Origin of the sequence: Janibacter anophelis NBRC 107843 (genome assembly GCF_001570945.1) — a bacterium.
Lineage (GTDB): Bacteria > Actinomycetota > Actinomycetes > Actinomycetales > Dermatophilaceae > Janibacter > Janibacter anophelis.
Genome location: NZ_BCSQ01000059.1, coordinates 1 through 19565, shown reverse-complemented (window position 1 = coordinate 19565; position 19565 = coordinate 1). Strand labels below are relative to the sequence as shown.

20 protein-coding genes are annotated in these 19565 nt (G+C 70.0%); 11 read left to right on the top strand and 9 right to left on the bottom strand.

Annotation, left to right across the window (positions count from 1 at the left end; translation table 11 throughout):
* Positions 1–60: 60 nt before the first annotated feature.
* Positions 61–417 carry a hypothetical protein gene (locus JAN01S_RS13750; protein WP_157075761.1) on the bottom strand — a complete coding sequence of 119 codons (357 nt, stop codon included), beginning with the start codon at positions 415–417 and terminating at the stop codon, positions 61–63.
* A gap of 120 nt (positions 418–537) precedes the next feature.
* Between JAN01S_RS13750 and JAN01S_RS13745 the strand changes: the two genes are divergently transcribed.
* A complete protein-coding gene (locus JAN01S_RS13745) occupies positions 538–2019 on the top strand; it encodes a glutamate-cysteine ligase family protein (protein WP_068319182.1) in 1482 nt (493 codons plus the stop codon).
* Between the two features lie 3 nt (positions 2020–2022).
* Here the strand turns inward: JAN01S_RS13745 and JAN01S_RS13740 are convergent, their stop codons facing one another.
* Positions 2023–2619, bottom strand: coding sequence for a histidine phosphatase family protein (locus JAN01S_RS13740; RefSeq protein WP_068319181.1), 597 nt, complete (start codon positions 2617–2619; stop codon positions 2023–2025).
* 84 nt (positions 2620–2703) lie between these two features.
* On the opposite strand from JAN01S_RS13740, the gene JAN01S_RS13735 reads away from it, so the two are divergent.
* The 3 genes from JAN01S_RS13735 to JAN01S_RS13730 are packed head-to-tail and all read left to right on the top strand — an operon-like array spanning position 2704 to position 4214.
* Positions 2704–3159 (top strand): OsmC family protein, encoded by a 456-nt coding sequence (locus tag JAN01S_RS13735; protein WP_068319180.1) that lies wholly within the window; start codon positions 2704–2706, stop codon positions 3157–3159.
* 57 nt (positions 3160–3216) lie between these two features.
* Complete coding sequence (locus tag JAN01S_RS17730; protein WP_306305671.1) at positions 3217–3456, top strand: hypothetical protein; 240 nt, start codon at positions 3217–3219, stop codon at positions 3454–3456.
* Entirely contained in the window at positions 3357–4214 is an 858-nt protein-coding gene (locus tag JAN01S_RS13730) for an NAD(P)-binding domain-containing protein (protein WP_306305670.1), read from the top strand. Before JAN01S_RS17730 ends, JAN01S_RS13730 begins: the two co-directional genes overlap by 100 nt.
* Here the strand turns inward: JAN01S_RS13730 and JAN01S_RS13725 are convergent.
* On the bottom strand, positions 4202–4765 hold the full coding sequence (locus JAN01S_RS13725; RefSeq protein WP_068319179.1) for a YceI family protein: 564 nt from the start codon (positions 4763–4765) through the stop codon (positions 4202–4204). The two genes, JAN01S_RS13730 and JAN01S_RS13725, sit on opposite strands and share 13 nt — an antisense overlap.
* A gap of 95 nt (positions 4766–4860) precedes the next feature.
* Here JAN01S_RS13725 and JAN01S_RS13720 point away from each other — a divergent pair, with 95 nt between their 5' ends.
* Positions 4861–5481 carry an L-threonylcarbamoyladenylate synthase gene (locus JAN01S_RS13720; RefSeq protein ID WP_068319178.1) on the top strand — a complete coding sequence of 207 codons (621 nt, stop codon included), beginning with the start codon at positions 4861–4863 and terminating at the stop codon, positions 5479–5481.
* A 121-nt stretch (positions 5482–5602) separates the two neighbouring features.
* Here the strand turns inward: JAN01S_RS13720 and JAN01S_RS13715 are convergent, their stop codons facing one another.
* Positions 5603–6808, bottom strand: coding sequence for a glycine C-acetyltransferase (locus JAN01S_RS13715; protein WP_068319177.1), 1206 nt, complete (start codon positions 6806–6808; stop codon positions 5603–5605).
* Positions 6809–6810: 2 nt separating this feature from the next.
* Entirely contained in the window at positions 6811–7851 is a 1041-nt protein-coding gene (tdh, locus tag JAN01S_RS13710; protein WP_068319176.1) for an L-threonine 3-dehydrogenase, read from the bottom strand.
* 109 nt (positions 7852–7960) lie between these two features.
* Between tdh and JAN01S_RS13705 the strand changes: the two genes are divergently transcribed.
* Positions 7961–8284: a DUF4190 domain-containing protein gene (locus tag JAN01S_RS13705; protein ID WP_157075760.1), complete on the top strand. Its 324-nt coding sequence runs from the start codon at positions 7961–7963 to the stop codon at positions 8282–8284.
* 39 nt (positions 8285–8323) lie between these two features.
* Entirely contained in the window at positions 8324–9574 is a 1251-nt protein-coding gene (locus JAN01S_RS13700; protein ID WP_218000048.1) for a glycerophosphodiester phosphodiesterase family protein, read from the top strand.
* Here the strand turns inward: JAN01S_RS13700 and JAN01S_RS13695 are convergent.
* Entirely contained in the window at positions 9549–10625 is a 1077-nt protein-coding gene (locus JAN01S_RS13695; RefSeq protein WP_244884851.1) for a methyltransferase domain-containing protein, read from the bottom strand. The two genes, JAN01S_RS13700 and JAN01S_RS13695, sit on opposite strands and share 26 nt — an antisense overlap.
* 217 nt (positions 10626–10842) lie before the next feature.
* On the opposite strand from JAN01S_RS13695, the gene JAN01S_RS13690 reads away from it, so the two are divergent.
* Positions 10843–12189, top strand: a complete 1347-nt coding sequence (locus tag JAN01S_RS13690) for a mechanosensitive ion channel (RefSeq protein ID WP_068319173.1) — start codon at positions 10843–10845, stop codon at positions 12187–12189.
* Between the two features lie 348 nt (positions 12190–12537).
* On the opposite strand, the gene JAN01S_RS13685 is transcribed toward JAN01S_RS13690, so the two are convergent.
* Positions 12538–14169, bottom strand: coding sequence for an AMP-binding protein (locus JAN01S_RS13685; protein WP_068319172.1), 1632 nt, complete (start codon positions 14167–14169; stop codon positions 12538–12540).
* A gap of 74 nt (positions 14170–14243) precedes the next feature.
* Here JAN01S_RS13685 and JAN01S_RS13680 point away from each other — a divergent pair, with 74 nt between their 5' ends.
* Complete coding sequence (locus JAN01S_RS13680) at positions 14244–14744, top strand: GNAT family N-acetyltransferase (RefSeq protein ID WP_068319171.1); 501 nt, start codon at positions 14244–14246, stop codon at positions 14742–14744.
* A gap of 150 nt (positions 14745–14894) precedes the next feature.
* Here the strand turns inward: JAN01S_RS13680 and JAN01S_RS13675 are convergent, their stop codons facing one another.
* Positions 14895–15626, bottom strand: coding sequence for a class I SAM-dependent DNA methyltransferase (locus JAN01S_RS13675; RefSeq protein WP_068319170.1), 732 nt, complete (start codon positions 15624–15626; stop codon positions 14895–14897).
* A 110-nt stretch (positions 15627–15736) separates the two neighbouring features.
* Here JAN01S_RS13675 and JAN01S_RS13670 point away from each other — a divergent pair, with 110 nt between their 5' ends.
* Positions 15737–18106, top strand: coding sequence for an ATP-binding cassette domain-containing protein (locus JAN01S_RS13670; RefSeq protein WP_068319169.1), 2370 nt, complete (start codon positions 15737–15739; stop codon positions 18104–18106).
* A 36-nt stretch (positions 18107–18142) separates the two neighbouring features.
* Here the strand turns inward: JAN01S_RS13670 and JAN01S_RS13665 are convergent, their stop codons facing one another.
* Complete coding sequence (locus JAN01S_RS13665) at positions 18143–19021, bottom strand: SDR family oxidoreductase (RefSeq protein WP_084360268.1); 879 nt, start codon at positions 19019–19021, stop codon at positions 18143–18145.
* A 202-nt stretch (positions 19022–19223) separates the two neighbouring features.
* Between JAN01S_RS13665 and JAN01S_RS13660 the strand changes: the two genes are divergently transcribed.
* Positions 19224–19565: single-stranded DNA-binding protein (locus JAN01S_RS13660; RefSeq protein WP_068319184.1), on the top strand; the 342-nt coding region annotated here is incomplete at its 3' end.

Genomic DNA, 19565 nt, shown 5'->3' with positions numbered 1-19565 from the left:
CCCCCTTCGCCCGCAGTCGGGTGGGGCGGCCCCCTGCGCCGCCCCACCCGACCCGGCCGCCTACTCGGCCGCGAGCGCCTGCGCGGGGGAGACCCGCGCGGCGCGTCGTGCCGGGAGCACGGACGCGACCAGGCCCGCCACGACCGCGACGAGGGCGACTGCCGCCAACTGTCCCCACGGCAGTGTTGGAGCGACCGCCATGTGTGCGCCGAAGAGCGCCCGGACCCCGGCGAGGCCGTAGGCGATCAGCTCGCCACCGCCGACGTCGAGACCCGCGTAGGACACGAGGTAGGCCGCCGAGGTGAACAGCCAGAGCCCGGCCGCGATGAGGAGGTCGACCGGTCCCCGACGGTCGTCCAGCCAGCGCCGGACGCGGACCAGGGGGCCGGTCACGTCGGGGACGGGTTCGAAGGTCACCGACCGAGGGTAGGCACCGGCTGCACCGCGGCGCATCAGACCACGGCCTGATGCGTGTTGTGGCCCGGGTCCATGGGTAGATTCGGCACCAGCAGCCGACCCACGGTGAGAGGTGGAGTCATGGGCAAGGAAGTCGCCGCGCAGAGCTACTCCCGCGAGGAGCGTCAGCGGTACCGCGAAAAGGTGCGCCAGAACCTCGACGTGTTCGAGCGGATGCTCGCCGAAAGGGCCTTCGACGAGGAGGTGCCGCTCACCGGGCTGGAGATCGAGCTCAACCTCATCGACGACGACCAGCAGCCCGCCTTCGTCAACGACGAGGTGCTCGAGGCGATCGCCGATCCGGAGTACCAGACCGAGCTGGCGCAGTTCAACATCGAGCTCAACGTCGCGCCGCGGCCGTTGCCCGGGGACTCGGCGCTCCAGCTCGAGGAGGACCTGCGGGCCTCCCTCAACCGTGCCGAGTCCAAGGCGCGCGAGGCCGGAGCCCGCATCATCGCGATCGGCATCCTGCCGACGATCCGGCCCGAGCACTTCGAGGGGGAGTGGATCAGCGCCAACAACCGCTACACGGCGCTCAACGACTCGATCTTCGTCGCCCGTGGCGAGGACATCGTCATCGACATCGAGGGGCCGACGGGGGAGCGGCTGCACACCTTCGCCGGGTCGATCGCTCCGGAGTCGGCGTGCACCTCCGTCCAGCTGCACCTGCAGGTCGGCCCGGGCCAGTTCGCCGACCACTGGAACGCCGCGCAGGTCATCTCGGCGCCGCAGCTGGCGCTCGCGGCGAACTCACCCTTCTTCTTCGGGCGACGGTTGCACGCCGAGACGCGTATCCCGCTCTTCGCGCAGGCAACCGACACCCGACCCATCGAGCTGAAGAATCAGGGCGTGCGGCCGCGGGTCTTCTTCGGCGAGCGGTGGATCACCTCGATCTTCGACCTCTTCGAGGAGAACGTGCGCTACTTCCCGGCGCTGCTCGCGGAGGCGACGGAGGAGGACCCGGTCGCGGTGCTCGACGCCGGGCAGACACCGCAGCTGGGTGAGCTCAACCTGCACAACGGCACCGTCTACCGGTGGAACCGACCGATCTACGAACCCGGTGGTGGACGGCCGCACGTGCGGGTCGAGAACCGGGTGCTGCCCGCCGGGCCGACGATCATCGACACGCTGGCCAATGCCGCCTTCTACTACGGGGCGGTGCGCACGCTCGCGAGCGAGGACCGACCCATCTGGACCCGCATGTCCTTCCCGGCGGCCCAGGCCAACTTCGAGACGGCTGCCCGTGACGGCATCGGTGCGCGGCTGTACTGGCCCGGACACGGGGAGCTGGGCGCCGACGAGCTCGTCCTGCGGCACCTGCTGCCCCTGGCCCGGGCGGGGCTGCGCGACTGGGGCGTGTCCGAGAGCGTCATCGACCGCTACCTCGACGTCATCGAGGGACGCTGCACGAGCGGTGTCAACGGCGCCGTGTGGCAGACCGACTGCGTCGCCCGCCTCGAGGAGCAGGGACTGGACCGCGCCGCCGCACTGGCGGAGATGACCGACCTGTACGCCGAGCACATGCACCGCAACGACCCGGTGCACACCTGGCCGCTGCCGTGAGCCTCAGGTGTTCCAGGTCAGGATGCAGGGGTCCTCGCGGTGGTGACCGAGCAGGGACAGGTGCCCGGCGTCGAAGGTGAGCTGGGCCGCCAGGCGCGGTGAGGTCCGCAACCACACCGTGGCGAGGATCCGCGAGGTGTGTCCGTGGCCGACGAGCACGACGTCGCCGCGCTCGAGGTGCGGCCGCACCCTGACGAGCACCCGGGAGGCCCGAGCCGCGACCTCCTCCACGGTCTCGCCGGGGGTGTCTCCCGGGATCACGCCGTCACGGAAGACGTCCCAGGCGTGGCCGGTCTCCTTGCGGATGTCGGCGGTGGACCGCCCTTCGTACCCGCCGTAGTCCCACTCCCGCAGGTCCTCGTCGACCTGCGGGTCCAGGCCGGCCAGCTCGGCGGTGTACAGGGCCCGCTGCAGGTGCGAGGAGATGACCGCCACCGGAGTGACGTCGAGCCCGGCGAGACGTTGCCCGACCTCCATGGCCTGGACGCGGCCGTGGTCGGTGAGCGGCAGGTCGGTCAGCCCCGTGTGCCGCCCGTCGCGACTCCACTCGGTCTCGCCGTGACGCAGCAGGATGAGGCGGCCCGGCGGGGGTGTCGACATGGGGTGAGACTAGCGGCCGGAGGTCTGCGAGGATCGTGCCGTGGCCGGACCGGGCCCGAGGATCGACGACGTGGAGGACCAGGGATGACGGACGACGAGACCACCGGTGGAACCGGCCCGGGCCACCGCCGCGTGGAGCTGACCCGGCTGGGTCTGGGGCGCTACGAGATCACCAATGCGCGCGGTGGCACCATCACGATCGGTGACGGGTCGAGCGACGACTTCACCCCCGTCGAGCTGCTGCTCGCGGCGCTCGCCGGGTGCAGCTCCGTGGACGTCGACCACATCACCTCACGGCGGGCCGAGCCGGAGTCCTTCGTCGTCGTCGCCGAAGGGGAGAAGACCTCGACCCCGGAGGACGGCAACCACATGCGCGACCTCGAGGTCACCTTCCGCATCGGCTTCCCCGAGGGCGACGCGGGCGACTCCGCCCGCACGGCCTTCCCGCGCTCGGTCGCCCAGTCGCGTGACCGCCTGTGCACCGTCTCGCGCACCGTGCAGATCGGCACCCCCGTCGAGATGACCGCCGAGGACGCCTGAGGCGTGCGCGAGCAGGTCGATGTCGCGATCGTCGGTGGGGGACAGGCCGGTCTGGCCATGGCCTACCACCTGCGACGGCTGGGCATCGACCACCTCGTCCTCGACGAGAGGAGGCGCCCGGCGGTGCGTGGCAGTCCACCTGGCCGTCGCTGCGGCTGTTCTCACCATCGGCGTACTCGTCCCTGCCCGGGTGGCCGATGCCTCCCCACCCGGATGTCTTCCCGCCCGTCGACCACGTCATCGACTACCTGCGGCGGTACGAGGAGCGGTACGACCTCGCGGTCGAGCGACCGGTGACCGTGCTGGACGTCCGCGCGGACGCCGAGGGCCTGACCGTCGAGACCGACCGCGGTGCGGTGCGCGCACGCTTCGTCGTCAACGCGACGGGGACCTGGTCGGCCCCCTTCGTCCCGCTCGTCGACGGTGCGCCCAGCTTTGCCGGACGGCAGCTGCACAGTGCCCACTACCGGGGTCCGCAGGACTTCGCCGGGCAGCGGGTGGCCGTCGTCGGCGGAGGCAACTCGGGGGTGCAGATCACCGCCGACCTCGTCAGGGTGGTCGAGCGCGTCTCCCTCGTCTCGACGCGCCGGCTGCGCTTCCTGCCCGACGACGTCGACGGGCGGCACCTCTTCGACCGGGCGACCGCCCGGTTGCGGCAGGCGGACCCCGTGGACCAGGAGGCTGCGTTCGTCGGGGAGATCGTGGCCCTGCCCCGAGTGCGTGAGGCACGGGCGAAGGGGGCGCTGCGCCTGCGCGCGATGTTCGACCGGATGGTGCCGGAGGGAGCCGTCATCGGACGCGATGTGCTCCAGCTCGACGCGGTGATCTGGTGCACCGGCTACCGCCCGGCGCTGCGTCATCTGCGCTCGCTGCGGCTGCGGACTTCCGACGGACATCCGCAGGTCGTGGCCAACCGTGCGGTGAAGGACCCGCGGGTGTGCTTCGTCGGCTACGGTGACTGGACCGGGCCGGCCTCGGCGACGCTCATCGGCGTCGGTCGCACGGCCAAGGCGCTCGCGGCGTCGATCGCTGAGGACCTGTGTCAGCCCTGCTGAGCGTCCCGCTTCACTGCCGAGATCTCGAACTCGAGGTCGATCTTCTCGCTGACCAGGACCCCGCCCTTGTCCATCGGCATGTTCCACTCCAGCCCGAAGTCGCGCCGCTTGACCCGACGCGACCCCTCGAAGCCGGCGCGCGTGATGCCGAAGGCATCGACCATGACACCGGTCATCTCCAGCGGCACGGTGATGGTCTGGGTGACGTCGCGGATCGTCAGGTCGCCGGTGACGATGTAGGCGCCCTCGTGGATCTCCTCGACATTGGTGCCGACGAAGGTGATCGTCGGGAAGCGCTCGACCTCGAAGAAGTCCCCACTGCGCAGGTGCTCGTCGCGCTGGGCATTGCGCGTGTCGACGCTCGCCGTCTGCAGGGTGACCTGCACGCGGGTGGCGGACAGGTCGTCGAGGTCGACGACGAACTCACCCGCGACGTCGTTGAACGAGCCCCGCACGGTGGTGATCATCGCGTGCTTGGCGGAGAACCCGAAGCGCGAGTGGCCCGGGTCGATGTCCCAGGCGCCGTTGAGGTCGAGCTCGGTGTCCGTCATGTGTTCCCCCGCAGTAGGTGAGTGGCGTGGCTGGCCAGATGGATGAAAGTTCTCGCAATATCCCATCGTGCCATGACCGATCCTAGGCTGGGTACATGGCCAGTTTCGTGGAAGTACACCCCGACAATCCGCAACCGCGCACCGTGGGGCAGGTCGTGGACCGCATCCGGGAGGGCGCGCTCGTCGCTTTCCCGACCGACTCCGGCTACGCCCTGGGCGGTCGCCTGGACGACCAGGGGATCAAGGACCGCATCCGCGACATCCGCCGGCTCGACGACAAGCACCACTACACGCTGCTGTGCGCCGACTTCGCCCAGCTCGGTCAGCTGGTGCACGTCGACAACAGCGTCTTCCGCGCGATCAAGGCGGCGACCCCGGGGCCGTACACCTTCATCCTTCCGGCCACCAAGGAGGTGCCCAAGCGGTTGCTGCACACGAAGAAGAAGACCGTCGGCGTGCGCATCCCGAGCCACCCCCTGTCACGGGCGCTGCTCGACGGCCTGGGCGACCCGATGCTCATCTCGACCCTCCTGCTGCCGGGGGAGGAGCAGACGCCGACCTTCGGCTGGGACGTCAAGGAAGCCCTCGACCACCAGGTCGACATCGTCATCGACGCCGGTGAGGTGAGCACCGAGCCGACCACCGTCGTCGACCTCTCCTCGGGCGAAGCGGTCATTGCGCGGCGCGGTGCGGGGGACCCGACCCCCTTCGAGTGAGGTCCCCGGGCAGCCCGCCACGACTGCCCCTCGACATCAAGACTGCGCATCTCCCCGGGGGAATGCACAGTCTCGACGTCAAGACCGCGCATCTCCCCGGGGAAATGCGCGGTCCCGGCGGTCAGGCGGTCGGGTCGGGTGCGCCGACGACCTCGTCCCGAGCGGCGACGAAGGCTCGCACGCAGGTGCGCACGTCGTCCTCGCTGTGCGCGGCGGAGAGCTGGACCCGGATGCGTGCCTGGCCCTGGGGGACGACGGGGTAGGAGAAGGCGATGACGTAGACGCCGTGGTCGAGCATCGCGTCGGCGATCTGCGCGGCCAGACGCGCGCCGTCGTCGCCGGGAAACATCACGGGCGTGATCGGGTGGTCACCCGGCAGCAGGTCGAAGCCCGCGTCCGTCATCAGCTCGCGGAACATCAACGTGTTGCGCCGCAGGACCGCTCGCTCCTCGTCGGAGCTGCGGGCGATCTCGATGGCCTTGAGCGAACCCGCCGCCACGACGGGCGCCACGGCATTGGAGAAGAGGTACGGACGCGAGCGCTGGCGCAGCAGCGCGATGACCTCGGCCGGCCCGCTGACGTAGCCACCGCTCGCACCGCCCAGGGCCTTGCCGAGGGTGCCGGTGAGCAGGTCGACCCGGTCCATCACGCCGCAGGCCTCCGGCGTGCCACGCCCGCCGTCCCCGACGAAGCCGACCGCGTGGGAGTCGTCGACGAGCACCATCGCGCCGTACTCGTCGGCCAGGTCGCAGATCTGCTCCAGCGGAGCGAGGTAGCCGTCCATGGAAAAGACGCCGTCGGTGACGATCACGGTGCGGCGGGCCCCCTTCGCCTCCTCGAGCCGGGCGCGCAGGTCGTCCATGTCGGCATTGGCGTAGCGGTAGCGCGCGGCCTTGCTCAGCCGGATGCCGTCGATGAGCGAGGCATGGTTGAGCGCGTCGGAGATGATCGCGTCCCCCTCGCCGAAGAGCACCTCGAAGACGCCGCCGTTGGCGTCGAAGCAGCTCGAGTACAGGATCGTCTCCTCCGTGCCGAGGAAGTCGGAGATCGTCGCCTCGAGCCGGGTGTGCAGCTCCTGGGTGCCACAGATGAAGCGGACGCTCGCCATGCCGAAGCCCCACTCCTGCAACGCTGCCGATGCAGCGGCGAGCACCTCGGGGTGGTCGGCAAGGCCGAGGTAGTTGTTGGCGCAGAAGTTGATCGCCTGCGCCTTGGTGGTCGTGATGTGCGCCTGCTGCGGACTGGTGAGCTCGCGCTCGTCCTTCCAGAGTCCGGCGTCGCGGATCTCCTGCAGCGTGGCGGTCAGGTCGTCCTTGATCGTGTACATGCTCAGCTCCAGTCCATGATGACCTTGCCGCACTCTCCCGAGGCGGCCGTGGCGAAGGCGTCCTCCCACTGCTCCGCGGGGAAGCGATGGGTGATGACCGAGGAGACCGCCTCGCGAAGTGCGGAGGAGGTCGAGAGCATCGCGCTCATCGTGTACCAGGTGTCGTACATCTCCCGGCCGTAGATCCCCTTGATCGTGATCATGTGCGTGATGACCTTGCCCCAGTCGATCGGGTACGGGTCCTTGGGCAACCCGAGCATCGCGATGCGACCGCCGTGGTTGAGGTGGTCGAGCATGTCGGCGACCGCCGGCGGAGCCCCGGACATCTCGAGGCCGACGTCGAAGCCCTCCTTCATCCCCAGCTCGCGCATGGCCGCACCGAGGTCGGAGCGGGCGGCGTTGACGAGCAGGTCGGCCCCGGCGCCCTTCGCCAGCTCCAGGCGGGTGTCGGACAGGTCGGTCACCGCGATGTACCGGGCGCCGACGTGACGGGCGACGGCCGCCGCCATGACGCCGATGGGCCCCGCGCCGGTGATGACGACGTCCTCACCCGCCAGGGGGAAGGACAGCGTCGTGTGCACCGCGTTGCCGAGTGGGTCGAAGACGGCGCCGAGGTCGGGGTCGATGTCGTCGTGGTGCACCCAGGCGTTGTCCGCGGGGATGACGACGAAGTCGGCGAAGGCACCGTCGCGGTTGACGCCGACGCCGACCGTGTTGATGCACAGGTGCCGTCTTCCCGCCCGGCAGTTGCGACAGGTGCCGCAGACGAGGTGGCCCTCGCCGGAGACACGATCGCCCACCCGCACGGCGGTGACCCCGGCTCCGACCTCGTCGACCTCGCCGTAGAACTCGTGGCCGATGACCTGCGGCGTGCTCGGCACCGCTCCCGCGGCCCAGTCGTCCCATCCGTGCAGGTGCAGGTCGGTCCCGCACAGGCCGGCCCGCAGCACCCGCACGCGCACCTCGCCGTCGCCGGCATGGGGCTCGGGGACGTCGGTGAGCTCGAGGCCGGGGCCCGTCCGGGGTTTGACGAGTGCGCGCATCGGTTCTCCTGTCGGTGGGGTGCGGGGGTGACCGCGGTCACGACAGTAGCGAAGGGGGAGTGCTCCCCGTGGTGCGCCGGGCCGGGTTCCGTCTAGCGTGTGCAGCACCATGACGAACCCGCCGCAGCTCCCGCCCCCGTCGCCGTTCCCCGTGCAGCAGAGCCACGGCAATGCCACGGCGGCGCTGGTGCTCGGCATCCTCGGCCTGACGATGGTGCCCGGCCTGGGGATCGTCGCCTGGGTCCTCGGCAGCAAGGCGCTCGAGGAGATGGACGCCAACCCGTACGCCGGGTGGAGCAACCGGGACCACGCCAAGGTGGGCAAGATCCTCGGCATCGTCGGCACGGTGTACTTCGCCCTGATCATCCTGTTCTTCGTCTGCTACTTCGGCTTCGTCATCATCGCGCTCGGCGCCACGGCCGCTGCCGGTTGACACTGTCCAGCCGCGCGGGATGCCGCTAGGGTCACGAGCGTGCGCACCGCAGCCGTCGCCTCTCTCTCCTGCCTCCTGATCGCGCTCGGGTACTCGACGACCGCCGCAGCACCCACCGCGGACAACCCGTGGCTCGGCCAGCGGGTGATGAACATGGCGCACTCGGGTGGTGAGGACGAGGCGCCGATGAACACGATGTACGCCTTCGAGCGGGCCGACACCTTGGGCGCGGACATGCTCGAGATCGACGTGCAACTCACCGCGGACGGCGACCTGGCCGTCATCCATGACGCGACGGTCGACGACTCGACCGACCACACGGGGCGCGTGGACTCCTTCACGATGGAGCAGCTGAGGGCGATGGACGCGGCGCACTGGTTCGTGCCCGGCCGCAGCACCGTCCACGACGACCCGTCGGCCCAGTACCCGTTGCGCGGAGCGCGGTCCGGCGACGCGGAGGTCGCGGGCCACGAGCCGACGGACTTCGGCGTCCCCTCACTCTCGGACGTCCTCGAGCGTTTCCCGGACACGCCGGTCAACATCGAGATCAAGGGCAGTGGGAGCACCCAGTCGTACCTGGACACCGCCGAGGTCCTCGCCGGCCAGCTCGAGCGCACCCAGCGCGAGGACCTGATCGTCGGCTCCTTCGAGGACGAGGCCCTGGAGCTCTTCCACGAGCTCGCCCCGCAGATCGACATGTCCGCCGGGCAGGACGCCATGATCGGCTACTACCTCTCCGGCACCCCTCTGCCCGAGGGCGTGGTGGCCCTGCAGGTGCCGATCACGTACTCCGGCATCACGGTCGTCAACCGCGCCTTCGTCGACCGGGCGCACCGCGACGGCTACGCGGTGCACGCGTGGTTCAGCGGGAGCGCACCCGACGACGCCGCCACCTACGAGCAGGTCATCGGCACCTGCGTCGACGCGCTCATGCCGTCGCGCCCTTCGGTCCTCGAGGAGGTCTTCGACGAGCTGCGTACCGAGCGCCCGACTCCCGGTGGGACCGCACCGCGACAGGAGTGCGCATCCGACGAGCCCACGGACCCCGAGCCGACGGATGCGGAGCCCACGGACCCCGAGCCGACACCTTCGGTACCCAGTCCGACTCCCGAGCCCAGCGACCCGGCACCCACCACCCCGGGCCCCAAGCCGACTGCGCCCGCCCCGACGCAGCCGGCACCGGACGAGGACACCACGCCGGTCCCCGGCACCGATGTCCCGCGTGAGCCGGAGCGTCCGGCGATCGTCCAGACCGACGGCTGGGTCAGCGACGCTCCAGCAGCACCATGACCTCGGCGTGGCGGGTCTGCGGGAACATGTCGAACACGCGCGCCCGCGTCACGCGGTAGCCGGGCAGCTGCGCCAGATCGCGCGCAAGGCTCGTCGGGTTGCAGCTGGAGTAGATGACGTGTGCCGGGGCGGCGGACTCCACCGCGGCGCACAGGTCGGGCCCGATCCCACGTCGCGGCGGGTTGACGACGACGAGCTCGTGGTCGAGTCGACTGAGTACGCGGGCGTCACCGATCTCGAAGCCGGCGTCGAGGCCGAGTTCTGACGCCGAGCGCCGGGCGCTGCGGACCGCGTCCGGAGCGATCTCGACGCCGTCGATCCGGCGCGGACCCCCCTTCGCCAGAGCCGCGTTGAGCGCGAATCCGCCCACGCCGCAGTAGAGGTCGAGGACGCTCGCCGGATCGGCCGCGGCGACCCACTCACGCGCCTGGCGGTACAGGGCGGCCGCGACGGTGGAGTTGGTCTGGAAGAAGCTGCGCGGGCGCAGGTGGAAGGTGACGTCGTCCAGCCGCATCGGCAGGGTCTCGTCGTCCGTGAGGACGATCTCCTCGTCGCCCTCGAGGACCGCCTTGTGCTCAGGCTGGATGTTGACCGACACCACCCGGACCCCGGGGACGACCGACCGCATGACGTCGATGCCCTCCTGGACGCGAGGCAGTTGGCCGGGGGAGCGGAGCACGAAGCGGACCATCAGCTGGGCGTCGGGTGAGCCGGTGACGATGAGGTGCTTGAGCTCGCCCTGGCGGGTCGGGACGTCGAAGGGGGTCAGCCCCAGCCCGGCGACGGCCGGCAGCAGCGCGTCCAGGGCGTCGGTCAACGGCGGCTCGTAGAGCCGGCACTCGGGTAGCGCGACTCCACGGGAGGTGGTGTCGAGGATGCCGAAGGTGGGATCCCCCTTCGTCCCGCCGACGGCGAGTTTGGCCTTGTTGCGGAAGGCCGACTCCGGACCGGTGAACGGCTCCTGCCACTCGTCACTCGGGACGTGGTCACGGAGCAGGTCGGCGACGTCGGACTGCAGGTCGGCGACCTGGCGGGGGTGGGGGACCCCCATCAGGGTGCAGGACGCGCACTCGCCGCGGTCGAAGTGGGGACAGCGCACTCGTCAGAACCCCGGTGGTGGCGTCACGGCGTGCCGCCCGGATGCTGCTGTCCCATGCGCGCCAGCGTATCCGGGCTCAGGTCATCAGCCGCTCACTCGTCATGGAGCATCAGATCTCGCTACGGTCGATGGGTCAGAAGCAGTGCCTGCACGTCATCGGGAGGACACCATGCAAGCGCAGAACTTCCTCGAAGACATCGACTGGGCCGGATTGTTGGGCAAGGCCGCGGCCGCCCTCGCGATCCTCGTCGTCACGTGGATCGTGGCGATGGTCGTCAAGTCGTTGTTCACCAAGCTCTCCAACAAGATCCCCGCGCTCCAGCGCGCCGGCGCCGACGGGACGAGCATCGGCTCGACGATCGGCTCCGTCGGCTCGCTCATCGTCTGGATGCTCGGTCTGGTCGCGATCCTGCAGGTCCTCGGACTCAGCCAGGTCCTCACGCCCATCCAGGGCATGGTCGACGGGGTCCTCGGGTTCCTGCCCAACCTCATCGGTGCAGGCATCGTCTTCTTCGTCGGTGCGATGCTCGCCAAGGTCGTGCGCCAGCTCGTCCAGACCGCGCTCACCGCGCTGCCCTTCGACAAGTGGCTCAAGACCGCCGGGTCCAAAGCCAGCTCGCTCCCGGGTGCGCCCGCCACGGCATCCGCTGGTCCGCCGCCCCCGCCTCCCGGCCAGCCCGCCGCGCCGCAGGCGCACGGCCAGCCCGGCGCCCCGCAGGGTCATGGCCAGCCGCAGCCGCCCGCCGGCTACGGTGCAGTCCCCGGTGGACAGTCGGCCGGGTCGTCCATCCCCAAGACGCTCGCGACCATCGTCTACGCCCTCATCATGATCGTCGTGACGATCGCGGCCCTGCAGATCCTGGGCATCGAGTCGATCTCGCGCCCCGCCGAGCAGATGCTCCAGTCGATCTTCGACGCGGTCCCGCTCATCGTGGCCGCCGGCCTCATGCTCGCCCTGGGCATCTTCATCGCCCGCTTCGCCGGTGACATCATCGAGCAGATCCTCGACGGCGTCGGTGTCGACCGTCAGCTCGCGCAGCTCGACGTGCTCCCGGCCGACACCCGGGTCGTCCCGGTCGTCGCCAAGGTGGCGCAGATCGCGATCGTGCTCTTCTTCGCGGTCATGGCCGCCCAGCTGCTGAACTTCCCGCAGATCACGACCTTCCTCAGCGAGGTGCTCGAGCTCGGCGGCAAGGTGATCTTCGGTGCGGCGATCATCGCGGCGGGCTTCTTCGTCGCCAACCTCCTGGCCCGGATGCTCTCCGGTGTCGGGGCGACGATCGTCAAGTACGCGACGATCGTGCTCTTCGTGGCGATGGGCCTGAAGTACATGGGCATCGCGGACTCGATCATCGAGCTCGGCTTCGGTGCCCTCGTCGTCGGTGGTGCCGCGGCTGCGGCGCTGGCCTTCGGCCTCGGTGGCCGCGACGCGGCCGCCCGCCAGCTCGACCGTCTCTCGGCCAAGGCCGAGGCACAGGAGTCGCAGGTCCCCCGCTCGGGCGACCAGCCGCTCTGACCTGCACGACCACAGGGCGAAGGGTGGCACCCCGGTGACCGGGGTACCACCCTTCGTCGTGTGTCGGGTCGGTCAGCGTTGGATCGTCGGCTGCCCACCGCCGAGCACCGGCGGGGGAGCGCCGGGGACCGGTGCGGCGTCATCCTGTGGCGACCACACGAGCCCGGCCAGAGCCAGGACAAGTGCGGTCAGGAGCGCCAAGTAGGTGTGGCGTGGGCGCTCTGGAGCGCCTGAGGGTTGGTACATCGCAACTCTCCACTGTCGGTCCGGCGCGGTCGCGCCCGACCCTCTGGACGTTACGGAGTCCGGACGTGCGAGGACATGGGCAATTGCTGCCACTCTCCGGCGTCAGCCCCGCTCGAGGATCTGCACGGCCTGCTCGCGCATCTCGACCTTGCGCACCTTGCCCGTGACGGTCATGGGGAAGGCGTCCGTCACGTGCACGTAGCGCGGGATCTTGTAGTGGGCCAGTTTGCCGCTCGCGAACTCGCGCACCTCGTCAGCGGTGAGACCGCCGGCGCCGTCCTGCAGCACCACCCAGGCCATGAGCTCCTCGCCGTACGTGTCGTCGGGGACCCCGATGACCTGGACGTCGGCGATGGCCGGGTGCGTGTAGAGGAACTCCTCGACCTCGCGGGGGTAGATGTTCTCCCCGCCCCGGATCACGAGGTCCTTGATCCGGCCGACGATGTTGACGTAGCCGGCGTCGTCCATCGTCGCCAGGTCGCCGGTGTGCATCCACCGGGCGGCGTCGATCGCCTCCGCGGTCTTGTCCGGCTGGTCCCAGTACCCGAGCATCACGCTGTACCCGCGGGTGCACAGCTCACCGGTCTCGCCACGGGGGACCGGCACGCCCGTCAGGGGGTCGACGACCTTGGACTCGATGTGCGGCATCGAGCGGCCCACGGTCTCGGTGCGTCGGGCGAGGTCGTCGTCTGTGCGGGTCATCGTGGACACCGGTGAGGTCTCGGTCATGCCGTAGCTGATGGCGACCTCGGCCATGTTCATCTCCGCCACGACCCGCTTCATCACCTCGACCGGGCAGGTCGACCCGGCCATGATCCCTGTGCGCAGCGAGGACAGGTCGTAGTCGGCGAAGTCCGCGAGGCCGAGCTCGGCGATGAACATCGTCGGGACGCCGTAGAGGGAGGTGCACCGCTCCTCGACGACGGCACGTAGCGTCGCGGCCGGCTCGAAGGAGGGCGCCGGGATGACCATGCAGGCGCCGTGCGAGGTCGCTGCGAGGTTGCCCATGACCATGCCGAAGCAGTGGTAGAAGGGCACGGGGATGCAGATCCGGTCGGCCTCGGTGTAGCGGATCATCTCGCCGACGAAGTACCCGTTGTTGAGGATGTTGTGGTGGCTCAGGGTCGCACCCTTGGGGAATCCCGTTGTCCCCGAGGTGTATTGGATGTTGATCGGGTCATCCGGCGTGAGCGATGCACCGCGCTCGGCGAGCTGCTCGTCGGTGACCGCGGCCCCCGCGGCCACCAGCTCGTCCCAGGACGCCTCCCCGACGTACACGACCTTGGTCAGGTCGGGGGTCTCCGGGCTCGCCTCCTCGACCATCGCCCGGTAATCGGAGCTCTTGTGCGTGACTGCGCTGACGAGCATGCGCATGCCCGACTGCTGCACGACGTAGGTCAGCTCGTGGGTGCGGTAGGCGGGATTGACGTTGACGAGGATCGCGCCCATGCGCGCGGTCGCGTACTGCAGGATCGTCCACTCCGGGCAGTTCGGCGCCCAGATCCCGATGCGGTCCCCGGCGGCCACCCCCTTCGCCATCAGGCCCTTGGCGAGCGCGTCCACGTCAGCGAGCAGCTCGGCGTAGGTCCACCTCCGGCCGCTCGGCACGTCGACGAGGGCCTCACGGGCACCGTGCTCGGCGACGGTCCGGGCGAGGTTGTCGCCGATCGTCTGGCCGATGAGGGCCACGTCCGACGTGCCCGACGTGTACGAAGGGAGAGCCAGCTGGGACATCGTGGGGAGACCTCCGGGTCGCGACGGTGCGAACGTGTCCACGATGCCACGGGGTGGGCTGCGATGCTGGGCACGTGACCCCCGAGCTCACCATCCGTCCCGCAACCGTCGACGACTGGAGCCACATCTTCCCCTTCTGGTCGCGGATCGTCGCCTCGGGTCAGTCCTATGCCTATCCGACCGACCTCGACAGCGACGGGGCGCGGGCGCTGTGGATGGAGCAGGCCCCGGGTCGCACGGTGGTCGCGGTCGACGGCAGCCGGGTGGTCGGGACGGCGAAGATGGGCCCCAACCGGCCTGGGCGCGGCGCTCACATCGCCACGGCGAGCTTCATGGTCGATCCCGACTGCGGTCTGCGTGGTGTGGGCCTTGCGCTGGGGGAGGAGATGGTCGCCTGGGCGCGCGCCCGGGGATACGCAGGCATCCAGTTCAACGCTGTCGTCGAGACCAACCAACGCGCCGTGGGTCTGTGGCGCTCGCTGGGCTTCGAGATCATCGGGACGGTGCCCGGAGCCTTCATGCATCCGCAGCACGGCCCCGTGGGATTGCACGTGATGTTCCTGCCCCTCGACTGACGAGGCGCCGCGGGTCCCGTCAGCCGGTCGGTCACGACGGACGAAGGGAGGGACCGCAGGGCCGCGACCTGGCCCGTGGTCGCGTGCCCGAGGACGCGCAGGGTGTGCGGGACGAGGAGCTCGGGTGCGGAGGGGGCCATGTGCTCACCCTCAAGGACGTCGCCACACGCTGACGTGGGACTCGCTCTGCGGACCGAAGGGAGTACCGGCCCAGTCCTGCGTCCGGCGCTCGAGCTCCAGCCCTGCCAGTCGCGCCATGAGGTCCAGCTCGCTGGGCCACACGAAGCGGTAGTTGTGCGTGCCGCGACGGTAGGAGCCGTCAGCCTGGAGGTTGAGGTGGTGCGAGGTCGCCTGCTGGGTCACGAGGTCGAAGGTGTCGAACCCGAGGTGCTTGTCGGAGACATCGAAGGGGACGGCGACTTGACCGGGGACCAGCCGACGCAGGGGAGGGACACCGACCTCGACGACGAATCTGCCTCCGGGGGAGAGGTGGCGCGCGGCGTTCCGGAAGCACTCGACCTGTTCGTCCTGCGTCCGCAGGTTGCCGATCGTGTTGAAGACGAGGAAGACCAGGGCGAACTCGCCCTCGACGCGGGTGGTGGCCATGTCACCGATGACCACCGGCAGTTCCTCGTCGGTCACCTTCGTCCGCAGGACCTCGACCATGGGTCGGGACAACTCGATCCCGGTGACGTGGACCCCCTTCGCCCGGAGCGGGACGCCGATGCGGCCCGTCCCGATGGCCAGTTCCAAGCTCGCCCCTCCAGCTGCGAGGGCGGCCAGGACGTCGACGGTCTCCTCGACGACCTCGGCCGCGAAGACCCCGCCCACGCCGTCGTAGCGCTGTGCCTGCTCGGCCGTCCACACGTCGCTGCTCGTCATGTCACCAGCACAGCAGCGCACCGATCGCGGACGCCACCGGATTTTCACGACGTGGGCGCACGGATCTGGTTGGATCGTCGGGTCCCTCCCGACCACCCCCAGGAGAGCTGATGCCCCACGCCGCCGACAGCCACGACCTCATCCGCGTCCAGGGCGCGAGGGAGAACAACCTCAAGGACATCAGCGTCGACCTGCCCAAGCGCCGCCTCACGGTCTTCACGGGGGTCTCGGGCTCGGGCAAGAGCTCGCTCGTCTTCGGGACGATCGCGGCCGAGTCGCGGCGGCTCATCGACGAGACGTACAGCGCCTTCCTGCAGGGCTTCATGCCTTCGCTGTCCCGTCCCGAGGTCGACCACCTCGAGGGCCTGACGACGGCGATCATCGTCGACCAGGAGCGGATGGGCGCCAACCCGCGCTCGACCGTCGGCACCGCGACCGACGCCAACGCGATGCTGCGCATCCTCTACTCACGACTCGGGCAGCCGCACGTCGGCCCGCCGACGGCCTACTCCTTCAACGTCCCCACCCGCAGGGCCAGCGGGATGATGTCGACCGAAAAGGCCGGCGGCCGCACGGAGAAGAAGGCGGTCAAGGACGCCGTCTACCTCGGTGGCATGTGTCCGCGGTGCGAGGGCATGGGCCAGGTGAGCGACATCGACCTCACCGCTCTCTACGACGAGACCAAGTCGCTGCGTGACGGCGCCCTCACCGTCCCGGGCTACTCGATGGACGGCTGGTACGGCCGGCTCTTCGAGGGCATGGGCCTGCCGATGGACAAGCCGATCAAGAGCTTCACCAAGAAGCAGCTCGAGACGATGCTCCACAGCGAGCCGACGAAGATCAAGGTCGAAGGGGTCAATCTCACCTTCGAGGGGATCATCCCCAAGATCCAGAAGTCGATGCTCTCCAAGGACCCCGAGGCGATGCAGGCGCACGTGCGGCGCTTCGTCGAGCGCGCCGTGACCTTCCAGACCTGCCCCGAGTGCGAGGGCACGCGCCTGACCCCCGAGGCTCGCGCGTCGAAGATCAACGGCAAGAGCATCGCCGACCTGTGCCAGATGCAGATCAACGACCTCGCCGAGTGGGTCCGCGACCTCGACGAGCCCGGCTTCGAGCCGCTGCTCAAGGGACTGCGCCACCTGCTCGACTCGTTCACCGAGATCGGCCTGGGCTACCTGTCGCTCGACCGACCGGCCGGCACCCTGTCCGGTGGAGAGGCGCAGCGCGCCAAGATGATCCGCCACCTGGGCTCCTCGCTCACCGACGTCACCTACGTCTTCGACGAGCCGACCATCGGTCTGCACCCGCACGACATCGCGCGGATGAACGACCTGCTGCTGCGCCTGCGCGACAAGGGCAACACCGTCCTCGTCGTCGAGCACAAGCCGGAGACGATCGCCATCGCCGACCATGCGGTCGACCTCGGCCCCCTCGCGGGGACGAAGGGAGGTCAGATCGTCTTCGAGGGAACCGTCGACGAACTGCGGGCGAGCGACACCCTCACCGGTCGTCACCTCGACCACCGCGCGCAGCTGAAGGACGAGGTGCGCAACACGACCGGCGCGCTCGAGATCCGCGGCGCCGACACGCACAACCTCAAGGACGTCGACGTCGACATCCCACTCGGGGTGCTGACCGTCGTCACCGGTGTCGCCGGATCGGGCAAGAGCTCGCTGGTGCACGGCGCGCTCGACCACCGTGACGACGTCGTCGTCATCGACCAGGCCGCGATCAAGGGCTCGCGGCGCAGCAACCCCGCGACCTACACCGGGCTGCTCGAGCCGGTGCGCAAGGCCTTTGCGAAGGAGAACGGCGTCAAGCCGGCCCTCTTCAGCTCCAACTCCGAGGGGGCCTGCCCCACGTGCAACGGCGCCGGCGTGATCTTCACCGAGCTCGGTGTCATGGCGACCGTGGAGTCGCCGTGCGAGGACTGCGAGGGCCGCCGCTTCCAGGACGCGGTGCTCGAGTACGAGCTCGCAGGCAAGAACATCGCCGACGTCCTCGAGATGTCGATGAGCGAGGCCGAGGCCTTCTTCGCCAAGGACGGCCCGGCGAGCCTGCCGGCCGCGCACAAGATCCTCACGCGGCTCGTCGACGTCGGTCTGGGCTACCTGACCCTGGGCCAACCCCTCACCGCCCTGTCCGGCGGTGAGCGCCAGCGCCTCAAGCTCGCCGTGCACATGGGGGAGAAGGGGGAGGTCTACGTCCTCGACGAGCCCACGACCGGCTTGCACCTGGCTGATGTCGACAACCTGCTCGCCCTGCTCGACCGCCTCGTCGACTCGGGCAAGTCGGTCATCGTCATCGAGCACCACCAGGCCGTGATGGCCCACGCCGACTGGATCATCGACCTCGGCCCCGGCGCCGGCCACGAGGGTGGTCAGGTCGTCTTCGAGGGCACCCCGAGCGACCTCGTGGCGAAGGGGGAGACCCTCACCGCCCAGCACCTGCGGGAGTACGTCGGGGGTGCGTCGAGCTGACCGACACCGGCACCCTCCAGGCGGTGCCGGTCGCGGTCAGCCGCGCTTCTTGAGCATCCGGCGCTGCGTCCGTCGCCCCTGACGGGTGATCAGGGGCAGGGTGGCCAGCCCAAAGCTCGGGAAGACGTCACCCACCCGGCACAGTGCCCCACGCCACCCGGGCAACGTGGTGACGACCTTCGGCTCGTCGAGCACCTTGTCGACCGCCTTGACCACGTCCTCGGGCTGGAGCACCTTGCCGGAGAACGACAGCGCGGCCCCGGGGTCGTCGAGCTTGTCGTGCAGCATCGGCGTCCAGATCCCGTCGGGGCAGATGCACGAGATGTGCACGTGCTTGACCTTGGCCGCGCGCAGGTCCGCCAGGGTGCTCAGGCTGAATCCCATGACGGCGTGCTTGGAGGCCGCGTAGACCCCTTCGCCCGGGACGGCCGTGATGCCGGCGAGCGAGGCGATGTTGACGACATGGCCGCCGCCGCGCTCCCGCATGGTCTCGATGGCGGCGAGCGTCCCGTTGATCGTGCCGAGGGTGTTGACCTCGAGGATGAGCCGACGCTCCTGCTCGTCGTGCTCCCACGCCGGTCCGGTGCGCAGGACGCCGGCATTGTTGACCCAGACGTCGAGCCGCCCGGCCCACGAGACCACCTGGTCACGGGCTGCTCGCACCGCGGAGTCGTCGCGCACGTCGACGACCATGGCCCTCGCCCGCTCACCGAGCTCGGCCGCCGCGATCGTCACCGCTGCCTCGTCGACGTCCGTGAGCAGCACCTGGTGTCCGCGCTCGACGAGGAGTCGGGCGATCTGACGCCCCAGGCCCCTGCCCGCACCGGTGACCACCGCGCCTGCCGGCCAGCGGTGCTCGGGGAGGGTGCTGGCGGTCGGCTCGCCGGCCGATGGTGTGGTGGTGGGCTGGGGCACCAGGGCTCCTTCGTCGCGGTGGCAGGACCGTGTGTGGGTCCAGCATGCCCGTGTGTGCGCATCGGGGCACGCCTGACAGGCCGAGGGGTTGTCCCCAGCCGGACGCGGACGGCGTCGGCAGTCCACAGCAACGCCGTGCGACCGTCAGGCGCCTCCCGAGCGCAGGAGGCTGGAGCGAGTAGACGGACGAAGGGGGAGTGGCATGGCGAAGAAATCGGGCGTCCACGAGAGCCGCGAGGACATCGACGATGTCAACGGCGTGGAGCTCACCGGCCGGGTCAGCGGGGAGCCGGAGACCCGGGAGCTGCCGAGCGGGGACGAGCTGGTGACCCTGCGGGTCGTCGTGCGCAGGGGAGAGGGACAGCCCGTCGACACCATCGACTGCGCGTGCTGGAGTGCCGGCTCCCGCCGCGCGGCGTCACGTCTGGAGGACGGCGCCAGGGTCCGGGTCGAAGGGAGCCTGCGTCGCCGCTTCTTCCGCTCGCCGGGGGGATCGGCGAGCCGCTACGAGGTCGAGGTCTCGCGGCTCGTCCGGGATCGGCGG